The sequence below is a fragment of the Lysinibacillus sp. NPDC094403 genome (assembly GCF_050278745.1).
Lineage (GTDB): Bacteria > Bacillota > Bacilli > Bacillales_A > Planococcaceae > Lysinibacillus.
On the sequence record NZ_JBNNTL010000010.1, the window covers coordinates 88,276 to 100,230 of the forward strand.

Annotated in this window: 12 protein-coding genes; 2 read left to right on the plus strand and 10 right to left on the minus strand. The window is 37.5% G+C overall.

The features are described from left to right. Positions 1-19: 19 nt before the first annotated feature. The 8 genes from ACQKMV_RS15495 to ACQKMV_RS15530 all read right to left on the minus strand — a co-directional run bounded on the left by ACQKMV_RS15495 (position 20) and on the right by ACQKMV_RS15530 (position 7,037). Complete coding sequence (locus ACQKMV_RS15495) at positions 20-814, minus strand: transporter substrate-binding domain-containing protein (RefSeq protein ID WP_427505035.1); 795 nt, start codon at positions 812-814, stop codon at positions 20-22. 456 nt (positions 815-1,270) lie between these two features. Continuing rightward, positions 1,271-1,630 carry a Na+/H+ antiporter subunit G gene (locus ACQKMV_RS15500; protein WP_370045418.1) on the minus strand — a complete coding sequence of 120 codons (360 nt, stop codon included), beginning with the start codon at positions 1,628-1,630 and terminating at the stop codon, positions 1,271-1,273. Beyond that, complete coding sequence (locus ACQKMV_RS15505; protein ID WP_249076134.1) at positions 1,608-1,892, minus strand: Na(+)/H(+) antiporter subunit F1; 285 nt, start codon at positions 1,890-1,892, stop codon at positions 1,608-1,610. The genes ACQKMV_RS15500 and ACQKMV_RS15505 overlap by 23 nt, the downstream gene beginning before the upstream one ends. Beyond that, positions 1,892-2,374 carry a Na+/H+ antiporter subunit E gene (locus tag ACQKMV_RS15510; protein WP_427426189.1) on the minus strand — a complete coding sequence of 161 codons (483 nt, stop codon included), beginning with the start codon at positions 2,372-2,374 and terminating at the stop codon, positions 1,892-1,894. The genes ACQKMV_RS15505 and ACQKMV_RS15510 overlap by 1 nt, the downstream gene beginning before the upstream one ends. After that, the gene (locus ACQKMV_RS15515; protein ID WP_427505036.1) at positions 2,374-3,879 is read right to left on the minus strand and encodes a Na+/H+ antiporter subunit D; all 1,506 of its coding nucleotides are present in this window, start codon (positions 3,877-3,879) and stop codon (positions 2,374-2,376) included. Before ACQKMV_RS15515 ends, ACQKMV_RS15510 begins: the two co-directional genes overlap by 1 nt. Beyond that, positions 3,872-4,210: a Na(+)/H(+) antiporter subunit C gene (locus tag ACQKMV_RS15520; protein WP_427505038.1), complete on the minus strand. Its 339-nt coding sequence runs from the start codon at positions 4,208-4,210 to the stop codon at positions 3,872-3,874. The genes ACQKMV_RS15515 and ACQKMV_RS15520 overlap by 8 nt, the downstream gene beginning before the upstream one ends. 3 nt (positions 4,211-4,213) lie before the next feature. Next, complete coding sequence (locus ACQKMV_RS15525; RefSeq protein ID WP_049663623.1) at positions 4,214-4,636, minus strand: Na(+)/H(+) antiporter subunit B; 423 nt, start codon at positions 4,634-4,636, stop codon at positions 4,214-4,216. Then, on the minus strand, positions 4,623-7,037 hold the full coding sequence (locus ACQKMV_RS15530) for a Na+/H+ antiporter subunit A (protein ID WP_427505040.1): 2,415 nt from the start codon (positions 7,035-7,037) through the stop codon (positions 4,623-4,625). The genes ACQKMV_RS15525 and ACQKMV_RS15530 overlap by 14 nt, the downstream gene beginning before the upstream one ends. A gap of 794 nt (positions 7,038-7,831) precedes the next feature. Between ACQKMV_RS15530 and ACQKMV_RS15535 the strand changes: the two genes are divergently transcribed. Then, a complete protein-coding gene (locus ACQKMV_RS15535; RefSeq protein WP_427505096.1) occupies positions 7,832-8,518 on the plus strand; it encodes a histidine kinase in 687 nt (228 codons plus the stop codon). Positions 8,519-8,826: 308 nt separating this feature from the next. Here the strand turns inward: ACQKMV_RS15535 and ACQKMV_RS15540 are convergent, their stop codons facing one another. Next, positions 8,827-9,987 carry an MFS transporter gene (locus ACQKMV_RS15540; RefSeq protein ID WP_427505042.1) on the minus strand — a complete coding sequence of 387 codons (1,161 nt, stop codon included), beginning with the start codon at positions 9,985-9,987 and terminating at the stop codon, positions 8,827-8,829. 164 nt (positions 9,988-10,151) lie between these two features. Between ACQKMV_RS15540 and ACQKMV_RS15545 the strand changes: the two genes are divergently transcribed. Further along, complete coding sequence (locus ACQKMV_RS15545; protein WP_427426195.1) at positions 10,152-10,877, plus strand: DUF421 domain-containing protein; 726 nt, start codon at positions 10,152-10,154, stop codon at positions 10,875-10,877. 18 nt (positions 10,878-10,895) lie between these two features. Here ACQKMV_RS15545 and ACQKMV_RS15550 read toward each other — a convergent pair whose 3' ends face one another. Further along, entirely contained in the window at positions 10,896-11,600 is a 705-nt protein-coding gene (locus tag ACQKMV_RS15550; protein ID WP_427505043.1) for a CBS domain-containing protein, read from the minus strand. Between the last annotated feature and the right edge of the window lie 355 nt (positions 11,601-11,955).

The following is an 11,955-nucleotide window of genomic DNA, read 5'->3' on the forward strand; positions in this document are numbered from 1 at the left end:
CTATCGCAGTTCAACTTGCTTATTTAACTTTTAACCATTTTTCTTCTAGCTCTTGAATTTTACCTTCAGCAGCTAATTCTTTTAATGCTTTGTTAATTTTATCTTTAAGATCGCTACCTTTTTGAACAGCGATTGCTTTAAAGTCTTCAGGTTGCTCTTTAACAGGGAACGCTTCTAGTTTATCGTTCGTATCAAGATAACCTTTTGCTACACCACTTTCTACAATCCCAGCATCTAAACGCTTAGACATCATGTCTTGGACAATTTCAGGAATTCGCGTACGTCCTTCAACTGTGGCATCTACTTCTTTTGCAATTTTATTACCTAAAGTTTCTTGGATAGAAGCGTTTTGAACACCAATTTTTTTACCAGCTAAATCAGCCTCTTTTTTAATTCCACTATCCTTTTTCACGATAAACACTTGCTCTGTTTGATTATATTTATCAGAGAAATCTACAACTTTTTCACGTTCTTCATTAGGTGACATACCAGAAATAACAACATCAACTTTACCTGCTTGTAGAGCTGGCACTAGACTATTGAAGTCAATATCTTGAACTTGCATTTCTGCACCAATCTTGTCACCAACTAATTTAATTAAATCAATATCAAATCCAATAATATCTTCACTTTTTGCTGCATCAACATACTCGAATGGTGCATAGTCAGATGAAGTACCTACTTTTAATACTTGCTTTTGTTCTGTGCCTTCGTTAGCATTTGAATTTTTATCACTTGCTTTATCTTTTGCGCCACATGCTGCTAGTACACCAATTACTAGAACGAGCATTAGCATGAAAAATTTGTTTTTCATATTTAACGATCTCCTTTTACCTATGTTTTATTGTCTATGAATATCCAGTTATAGAAAATATCAGAATGGATATTTATTCACTTTAGAGAATAAAAAATCTATCTGCTAATAAGATATACTCTTTTGAAGCAATAATCAAGCTAAACTAAAAATTTTCCGACAAAACATTATACACATAATTTTCTGACAAATCAATCTATTCAGATTTCCCTATAGAGGAGAGGCTTATCGCCCTAACGTGGGGGTGTTTTCCGTTACAACTAGGCGCTTCCCTGGGGACGTCCGCTGAGCACCAAGGAGTCGCCCAGCCTCCACTACAATTAACTTATACATGGCGTACGTTTTAACAAATATAGTCCCCAACTTTCGGTTTATATATTCCTTTACTAAAAGGTGATAATGAGCAGTTTTATTCAATAAAGGAGACCTCCAAAAATGGAGGTCTCCACACTACTCTTATTTCTCATCTGCAAATAGCTTTTCCTTCAACTCATCCTCTCCCGACCCTTCCGCTAAAGGTACGCGAGAGCGATATGCAGCCCGACATATTAAATGCCCTGCTACAGGAGCCGTTACAAAAACGAAGAGAATTCCTAAAATTAAACGTACGCTAACATATCCATCGTGTACCCAAAAGTAAATAAATGCGCCTAACAGACATGTTAAAACCGACAATGTCGAACTTTTCGTTGCAGCATGTGAGCGTGTGTATACGTCAGGTAAACGAATCATCCCAAATGCACTAATAACACTTACAATGGAGCCAATCAATATAAGTATAACTGCCGCCCACTCAATCATTTGATTTACGTTCAACAATCACACCTCTTTCAATATATTTCGTAAACGCAATTGTGCCGATAAAAGCTAATATCCCTAATATTAAAATGGCTTCTAAATACGCCTTTGTTTTCAATATAATGGAGACGATAGCGATTGCTGAAAGTAAATTAACGCCTATTGTATCAAGTGCTATGGCACGGTCGGGCAACGATGGACCTCGAATTACACGAAACAGCGATAACGCAATCGATACACTGAATAATGCAAGAGCCAATAGTAAAATTTTTTCAATCATTAACGTGTCACCTCCATGATTGCTTGTTCAAATTTCCCTATTGAACGAATGACAGCTTCTTTCGATTGTTCAATATCCATTGCATGAATATAAAACATATCTCCCTCTTCAGAAACTTCCATCACTACTGAACCTGGAGTAAGAGTGAGCAACAATGCAAGAGCTGTTATTTCCCAATCTCCTTTAAGCGCAGTTTTATACGTAAATATTCCAGGAGTAATATTGAGCTTTGGAGTAGTAATTTGTCTTAATACGCTGTAACTCGATAATAGTAGCTCCCAATTAAAGAGCCATAACAATTTAATGATCGAAAACACACGTCGTAAATAAAATTGTGTGCCGTAAAAGCGATGCATTACATATAAAATCCCTATTCCGACGATAAACCCCATTAAAAATGTCGAAAACTGCGGTATAACTTCATCCTGTAACAATAGCCAAAGTGTTGCGATAAATAAATTTAAGATAAATTGCATCGCCATTATTTATTCACCTCACCTTGCCATATTGCGCCATCCAGCACTGCATCAATATAGATTGATGGCGTGTAGAGCGTTTTTGCCGCATCTGTTACATACGGAGCCATCCATTCCGCTCCAATCCCTAAACCAATTGTACAAGCTGCCAACAATGTTAGTGGCAAGACCATACGCTTTGGTAACGGCTTTTCATCCTCTAGACTAATAATAGTTTCCCCAAAGAATGAGGAGAGAAATATTCGTAATAGCGAATATAAAACAATTAAACTAGATAAAAATCCTAATCCTAATAGAACAAAATTTCCGCCCTCAATAGCGCCTTGCCCAATTAAAACCTTACCTAAAAAGCCACTTAATGGTGGTATCCCAGCAAGGGAACACATGACAATAAAGAATAACCAGCCGAAAAGAGGATAATTTCGAATAAGCCCACTCATTTTATCAATAACCGTTTCGCCAGTAACATATATCATCATTCCAACTGCTAAAAACAGCATGGCCTTAGCTACCATATCATGCATTAAATAGTATGTTACGCCCTGTAAGGCAGACTCTGTACTGATGGCTAGACCAGCTACTATAAAACCAACACCAATAAGAACGTTATAGGCGGCAATTGTTCTTACATCTCGTCCTGCTAGTGCTCCTATACAACCAGCAATAATCGTAAGTCCTGCCATAATTCCTAGCACCATATGCGTCACTTCAGTATTATTTGGGAAAAGTAATGTAAAGGTGCGAACGAGTGCATATATTCCAACCTTTGTTAATAATGCTGCAAAAAGTGCGGCTATAGCTGTTGGAGGGACACTGTACGAGCCTGGAAGCCAGAAGAATAATAATAGACCAGCCTTCAAACTAAAGACAATTAAGAAAATAAGAGCCACAGTCGTTATAAGTGGATCAGCTCCAGCTTCCATAACACGGACAGAAATATGAGCCATATTCAACGTTCCAACGGTTCCATATAAAAAAGCTAAAGCCACTAGGAAAATCCAAGATGCAACAATATTGATCAGCACATATTTTAACGCCTCGCGCAGCTGAACTTTCTCGCCACCCAAACTAATGAGTGCATAAGAAGCAAGCAACATAACCTCAAAGCACACAAACAAGTTAAAAATATCCCCTGTTAGAAAAGAACCGTTAACTCCCGCTATCATAAGAAGGACAAACGGGTAAAAATACATCTTTTCAAAACTCTTACCGATTGTAAAAATAGCATATAGCAGACAAATGGCTGCAACAGTATTTGCTACTAATACAAGGAGCATTGCGAATGAATCAGCAACAAATAAAATGCCGAATGGTGGTGCCCAGCCACTAAAATCAATACGCATTACACCTTGTTTCTGAATCTCTTGCAATAAAATGACACTAATAAGGACAACGAAGCTTAATGTCAATAAACTAATGATGCGCTGCAAAATAACATTTTCACGTAAAAACACAAGTAAAATCGCCGTTATAACCGGCACAATTAATGGTAAAACAATCATATTACTCATCCGGCGTACCTCTCAATTCATCAAAATTCGCCGAACCGTTCGTTTTATAGGCTCTGTAACCGAGAACAAGCACGAACGCCGTTACCGCAAAGCTAATTACGATCGCGGTTAAAATTAATGCTTGCGGCAAAGCATCTGTGTAAGGACCTTGTGATTCCTCTAAAAGTGGTACATCCCCCTTTTTCAGTCCACCCATCGTTAAAATCAGTAGATGTGCCGCATGCGATAAGACCGCAGTTCCTAAAATCACACGTAATAACTGTTTCGAGAGGATTAAGTACGTCGCAACAGCTACTAATACACCAACTAAAACTAGTATTAAAGACTCCATTGGCTACTCATCCTCACTTATACTTAAAATAATTGTGACCACAACACCTACTACAGTTAAAGCCACACCAGCCTCGAAAATTGTTACCGTCGAAAAGCCCATTTTCCCGAATATCGGTACATTTATATAACTATGTGTTTGCGTTAAAAATGGAACATCAAAAAATAGTGAGCCGATTGCTGTGCCTGTCGCTAGTAATACGCCAAGCGCTGCAACTTTTTTAAAATCAAATGGCATCCCTTTATGCACTGTTTCAATGTCATACGCTAGATACAATAGAACAATGCCAGAAGCCAGCACGAGACCACCAATAAAACCTCCACCAGGAGCATGATGCCCTGCAAAGAATAGATAAATACCAAGGGTTAAAATAATGAATACGACCGTCTTTGTTATAGTACGCAAAATGACGTCATTGATTTTCATGATCCGCATCCTCCTTTCGTGGCTTTAGCTTCGTTAATGCATACACTCCTAAGCCAGCAATCAGAAGAACGACAACTTCTAGCATCGTATCAAATGCACGGAAATCGCCTAATATTGTGTTGACAATATTTGAACCACCCGCTAGTTCGTAGGAATCATTGAAGTAAGTAGCCACTGGCTCAAAGCGATCGAAATGGACAACCGCTAAGCCTACTAGTGTAACTGTGGCGCCAACGAAAATGGATATAATCACCTTAGACCATTGCATTTTTTTACGGGAGGCTTCAGGCATTAAATCAGGTAAATATTTAAAGCATAAAAGGAATAAAGCAGTTGTCACAGATTCAACAACTAATTGGGTTAACGCTAAATCAGGAGCACGGAAAATCACGAAGAAAAATGCGATTGAATAACCAAGTACGCCGTTCAATAACATTGCTGTTACGCGGCCCTTAGCGAAAATCATCCATACTGCGGCGAACATCATGACAAACACTAAAATGAGCTCATAGGACTCAATCATGGAATCCTTCGAAAAATTAAATGCAGTAGCATCCGACCAAATAAAATATCCTGCAATAAGAGCAACAAAAAATACATAGATATAGACAAAATAATGCGTTAAATTACCTGTCATATAACGATTAGTAAGCTTCGCAGAAATATTTTCACTAAACTCAATCAGACGATTGTAATACGTATTGAACGTATATCTTTGCGGGAATAACCGATACAAAGGCTTCCAGCTTTTTAACGTTTTAAATAAGATGATCCCAATAATAATGACACCAAGAGTCATTAATAATTCTGCATTAATGCCATGCCAAGCATGAATATGTGGTGTTAATTCGCTAGTCGATGGGAATGTTGGATAAATACTTGCCATAGCAGGCTCTAAAATATAATGCCCTAGCACATTTGGGAAGAAGAAAATGCCAACTACAAAGACGCACAGAATGATTGGCGAAAGTAGCATACCTAACGGAGCTTCATGCGGTTTTTTATCCAACTTATCAAGCTGTAGTTTTCCGACAAACGTTCGACTGATTAAAATCATACAGTAAACAAATGTAAAGATACTTGCTACCCATGCCACTATTGGAAATAGCAGTCCCAAATCAGAAATTGAAAATGCCTCTACATTGCGAATAGCTAGTACCGCAGCGAAAAACATTTCTTTACTTAAGAAGCCATTAAATGGAGGTAAGCCGGCCATAGAAAATCCGCCAATGACCGCAATTGTGAAAGTTACAGGCATTAAGGCCAGTAATCCTCCGAGACGGCGAATATCGCGTGTGCCCGCCTCATGATCGACAATACCAACCATCATGAATAATGCACCTTTGAACGTGGAGTGATTAATAAGATGAAACAACGCTGCAAAGCTTGCCTGCGTATAAAGAACGGTATTTTCAGCATAACCGTAATAATGGCCAACTGACCCTAGCCCAAATAAACTCATTATCAAACCGAGCTGGCTAATCGTCGAAAAAGCCAGTAATGCCTTTAAATCTGTTTGACGCACAGCAGTAAATGAACCCCAGAACAAAGTTACAAGGCCAATCACACTTACTAGCCAGAACCAAACAGCCTCTCCTCCAAATATTGGGGAAAATCGTGCAACTAAATATATACCAGCCTTTACCATTGTTGCCGAGTGTAAGTAAGCACTGACAGGTGTTGGCGCCTCCATCGCATCTGGCAACCAAATATGGAAGGGGAACTGTGCAGATTTTGTAAATGCACCTATTAGAATAAGGATTAACGCTGGGATAAACAGTGTCTGCTCTCGTATAACCCCTACATTGGCTACGATCTCACGAATACTAAATGTACCTGATGCTACATAAAGCATTAGAAACCCCGCAAGCATTGAAAGGCCACCGAAAACGGTAATTGTCATGGCTTTTCTTGCACCTGCACGCGATGCTTTTCGATGATGCCAAAATGCAATTAACAGGAAGGATGACACACTCGTTAACTCCCAAAATGTGTATAATACCATTAAATTATCTGAAAAGACGACGCCAAGCATAGCGCCCATGAATAGTAATAAATAGCAGTAAAAATGGTGAAGAGATTCTTTCGTTGATAAATAAAAAATAGAATATAAAATGACTAAACTACCTACACCCGTAATCAGCAAACCAAAAATCATACTGAGTCCGTCGAGGTATGTTGTGAAATTTATATTAAAAGAGGGAATCCACTCATATGTATGAATAAACGTTTTACCCTCGGCAATTTGAGGAGTATAGCGCGCGAGTAAAAGAAACAAGATGAATGGAACGGATAAAACAAACCAGCCAAGATGTGCAACACGCCTTAGTCGCCTATAAAGTAGTGGAATAAGCGCAGCACAAACAAATGGTAAAAGTATCGCAATGAAAACAGTAACCAAGTGAAAACCTCCTACTATTATTTTCGTTCAGCAACTTGCTGTTTGATATGGTGCGAAAACAGATATGAGACAATAATCGATAATAAAGTATTCCCAAATCTACTGAAGTTACTACTGATTAAATTTTGCTCCGCGCACAAAATATCAATAACAATTGCTGAAGGCTCTAACTGTATTCAGCTAGCGTTTAAATACTAAAGCCTTTTTAATGAAAGCTAACTAACATATCAGAAATTCTCTTGAAATTTGATTATTTATCAAGTACTAAAGTATGTACTCTTTGAAATGGAAAGTAAGTGGTTTGTGTTGAAGTAATAAACAATAATAGATAAAATCTAGTTCATTCAACATTCAGCACATATTTTATGCAGGGAGAAGCTTTTGGTGATAGCACTGCATAAAATCAGGGGGGAACTTTTCAGGCTATGAGCTTCCTATTTTGAGAAGCCTGAATAACCAATATTGCCTTAAAGCCTTGAGAAAATGTCATGTCACATTGGTGTATCAAGTCACTTGACTATTCTATTTAACTAACTGCATAATAGTGTGGCATATAGAAGCAATTGGTTTAAATGCACGAAATGCATAAATCAAATAACTGTAAAGTATAGAGATAACCCAGTTTTTTCAAGGTTTTCCCGATATATTGTCATTAACTTTTATACATTTTTAGTATACATTATAAATGAGCATAATGCACTGTATCAGTATCGACTTTAGCTGTTTTAGGATATTTTTTCAAAATCGACAGAATAAATAACAAAATAACAACAAGATAAGAGGTGTTAATTTTGATGAAGCATGTAAAAGGGCGTTTAGACGAAAGTATATTAGTTTGTGTCTACTACGGACTTAACGGTGAGCGATTAATACGACGTGGTCATAAAATGGCTACAATGTTAGATTGTCCACTATATATTCTTTCGGTCGATTCGCAACCCCTTGATGCATTTGATGCAGAGAAATCTAGTTACATCGAGCAATGGAAAAAGTTATCTGATGAGCTTGAAATTGAAAAGTTCATATTACAAGATAATGAAAAGCGACCAATACAAAAGGTTATTGCAGAAGTGGCAAAAAATTACGGGATTTCTCAAATCATCGTAGGCCAAAGTGCACAAAGTCGCTGGGAAGAGATTACAAAGGGTTCCTTCCTTAACGTCTTATTAAAAGAAGTTCCTTTTGTTGATTTTCATATCGTGGCTGTCCAGCGTCCAACTGACGATGATGCAAACGATACATATGAAAAAGGTGTACGTGCTTATTTAATTCAAGAACATGAAGACTTTAAAGTAGCATTTACATGTCCTAAATATGTATCAATTGAAGGTATATTTTTCAAAGAGATTGGCACTGACTTTGATAATGGTATTTTTAAATTCACTTACAATGATAAAATGCATGAAGTTCACATTTCAGAGGGTTATGTATTAGATAAGGATAAACTTCCAGCTGAATTTTTAACACCATTACGTCAATAATAAAAACGCGTTCCTCTAACTTGAGAACGCGTTTTAGCTTGTCTATAAAATAATATAAATTAAAGTGTAGCATTAATCAAAAGTTGATTTTCACTCCGAGTTGGCGCTTTCCGCGGGCTTGCCTTCAATCTCCTCGTCACTACGTTCCTGCGGGGCTTTCAGCGGAAGCTCATCCCGCAGGAGTCGCCACTCTCCGTGAAAAATCAACAGTTCCTCACCATTGGTATGAATAGCGTTTGTCTACAGTCTGAAACGCGTTCCTCAAGATTGAGAACGCGTCGTTTTTATCTTTCATTCTTACCTGAGCCTTACACCGCCGAAGCTGGCTTATCCTTAGGTAAGAAAAATGCTACGAGTAATAGTAATGGTAGCAAAGAAACGACCATCATCGTAAAATCAATACCTCTATGATCCATTAATACACCAATGACCATCGCACCTATTGCCCCCATTCCGAAAGCAAAGCCAGTTGTTAAACCAGCCATTGTACCAATTTTTGACGGAACAAGCTCCTGCGCGTAGACAACAGTTACCGAGAAGCTAATCATAATTAATGTACCGATAATCACTAAAAATATCATTGCTGCCCATAACGGTACATAAGGCAACGCTAAACAAAATGGCATCGGTACAACAACGGACAGTAAAATAACATTTTTTCTACCAATGCGATCTGATAACGAACCTCCGAAAAATGTGCCAACAACACCAAATGCCATAAAGGTAAAAATTAAAATTTGTCCAAGGCGAAGGCTAACACCATAATGATCCATTAAATAAAACACATAAAAACTTGTAATATTGGTTGTATAAAATGATCTCGCAAAAATAATAGTAAATAGTAACGTTAACGCAATACCTACTTGTTTCTTTGTTAACGGAGGTAAGTTGGAAACTAATACACGTTTTTTCTTTGCCAAACGTTCTTGCTCCAACTGCTTTTTATACCAACCTGCAATTTTACTCAATATAAGAATACCTATTGCTGCCACTACTAAGACAATTGCTGCACCACGTTGCCCAAAAATATCAAAAATATAAGCACTAATTAGTGGTGCCAGTGCTTGCCCAGAGTTACCTCCAACTTGATAAACCGATTGGGCAAGTCCTCTTTTTGATCCTGCTGCCATAAATGAAACACGTGAACCTTCAGGATGAAAAATAGCTGATCCAAACCCTAAAAATAATACTGCAATAATAATTATCCAATATTGTGATGTGAACGCTATAATGGCAATGCCTATGAATGAACTTATCATACCAATTGGTAAAGCATATGGTATTGGCTTTTTATCGCTAGCAAACCCAACAATAGGCTGCAAAGCAGAAGCAAACATATTTAACACAAACGAAATAAGACCTATTTGTGTGAAAGTTAGCCCTAAATCACTCTTCAAAATTGGGAACATCGCTGGAATAACAGCTTGCATCGTATCATTGATAAGATGAGCAACAGCTATTGCAATCATTATTGGATAGATCGGATTATTAAAATTCTCTATTTGCTTATTTATGCTGCCACCCTCTTTCTAATTTTTGTAAACTTTCATTTATAAGAGATCGTCGCATACTATTGACCTTTTTGCACAAGCTATTCATTGAAAATAGCAGTTTTAAGGGAGTTGATTTATGTATGAATATAGACGAATTTTTTAAAGCTGATTTTTGGGAAATGATACTTAGGGCAACACTTTCCTTCTTTGCATTACTCATCGTAACCCGATTATTAGGGAAAAAACAGCTTGGACAACTTACATTCTTCCACTATACAACAGGTATCACGTTTGGGTCTATTGCGTCAGAAATAGCAGCACAGGCTGAGACACCTTTTTTAGATGGACTTATCGCTCTCATTTGGTGGAGTATCTTAACATATATCATGACCATCATTACCATCAAATCTAAAAAAGCGCGTGTAATTGTTGATGACAAGCCAACAATCCTAATTCAAAATGGCATTATTTTAGAATCGGCCTTAAAGAAAAATCGTTTGCATATGGATGAATTAGCGATGATGCTACGAGAACAAGCCGTATTCTCTATACAAGATGTACAATATGCATTACTTGAAACTACAGGTAAACTAAGTGTGTTACCAAAACCCGCTGAGCAACCCGCTACAAAACAAGATGTAAAGGCTGATGTTACACCACCAACCTATATTCCAACAGAAGTGCTTTCTGACGGCAAGGTTATTTATGAAAATTTAGTTGAACTTGAATTGACTGAAGATTGGCTTTTGAAAAAGCTGAAAAAGCAAAATGTCCAAGCCGTTGAAGATGTTTATTTTGCTCAGGTTCAAACAAACGGCTCCCTATATATAAGCATGAAAGATAAAGCAAGACGATCAAGCCCTTAACAGCTTGTCTCGTCTTGCTTAATCTATTTTCACAATATCCAATGGTGTTACGATGCCAATTAGCTTTTGATGTGGTTTTCCATGCTCCGTTATTAATAAAGCTTCAAAACGGCGTCCCCGTTCCACACCTTGTTTAAAGATTTCTTCTGCCTCGTAAATCGTTATGTATCTACTCACAAATTTGTAATTCACTCTATTTTTTTCATGCATTAAAATATCATGTATGGTCGGAATCTTCTTAGGTATTTGATCGCCTTCCATCATGGTAGCTAACCAGTTTGTAATTCCAACTGTCGTCACAAGCCCTTTAAATTGATCTTTATGGTATACAGGAAACTGTGTAAATTTACGATGACGTATGACTTTTAACACATGTTTTAATGAATCTCTTTCTTGAAAAGCTAGCACCTTTTTGCGAAACATTTGTCCAACGAGCGTTGGCTTAGCAAGTGTAGTATCGATATATTCAATTCTTTCAACCACGTCTAGATGTGGTTCAGCAATGACATATTCTAAGGACGTATGGTGATGAACAATTGCATTTCGTAAATCTGCATAAGAGCGCAAATCGTCTTCATATTTACGAACTAGTACATCCTTCTTCTTAGATTGATCGATAAGACGATAAAAGGGCATAAAGTCCTTTGCACCGGCAATATCTCTTAACCTGTGATCTATCCGATTAAACGCTGTGAGAAAGCGATCGGAATTTTCTGTAGCCAATTTATCCACACCCTCCAACTTATTTTTCATATTTTCCGAGTATTTGACAAATTCTGAGTTATAGCTACATTATATTCCTAAGTTATGGATATTCCAAGAACAGCTCTTATTATTCTTAGCTCTACCTTCTTTTAGACCGCTCACTTCCTTGTTTATTCCTATTTTTATTTGGTACTGTCCAATGAATGTTTAAATCAAAAAAGAAAGCATCAACGAGGTAGGGATCTACCAAGTCGATGCTATCAATTATGCCTCGGCATAATTGCGTCCGGGATCGGCTGTAAGAAGTTAAACAAGATTCAATCAACATACCGTTTCTTACCTCGCCACTAGCGATTACGCTGATTTTCACCTT

Bases quoted from the DNA above. Each gene is read 5' to 3' on its own strand.
- ACQKMV_RS15515 (WP_427505036.1), bottom strand. From the start codon at position 3,879: ATGAGTAATATGATTGTTTTACCATTAATTGTGCCGGTTATAACGGCG.
- ACQKMV_RS15525 (WP_049663623.1), bottom strand. From the start codon at position 4,636: ATGAAAATCAATGACGTCATTTTGCGTACTATAACAAAGACGGTCGTA.
- ACQKMV_RS15510 (WP_427426189.1), bottom strand. From the start codon at position 2,374: ATGGCGATGCAATTTATCTTAAATTTATTTATCGCAACACTTTGGCTA.
- ACQKMV_RS15495 (WP_427505035.1), bottom strand. From the start codon at position 814: ATGAAAAACAAATTTTTCATGCTAATGCTCGTTCTAGTAATTGGTGTA.
- ACQKMV_RS15545 (WP_427426195.1), top strand. From the start codon at position 10,152: ATGAATATAGACGAATTTTTTAAAGCTGATTTTTGGGAAATGATACTT.
- ACQKMV_RS15540 (WP_427505042.1), bottom strand. From the start codon at position 9,987: ATGATTGCAATAGCTGTTGCTCATCTTATCAATGATACGATGCAAGCT.
- ACQKMV_RS15535 (WP_427505096.1), top strand. From the start codon at position 7,832: ATGAAGCATGTAAAAGGGCGTTTAGACGAAAGTATATTAGTTTGTGTC.
- ACQKMV_RS15520 (WP_427505038.1), bottom strand. From the start codon at position 4,210: ATGGAGTCTTTAATACTAGTTTTAGTTGGTGTATTAGTAGCTGTTGCG.
- ACQKMV_RS15505 (WP_249076134.1), bottom strand. From the start codon at position 1,892: ATGATTGAAAAAATTTTACTATTGGCTCTTGCATTATTCAGTGTATCG.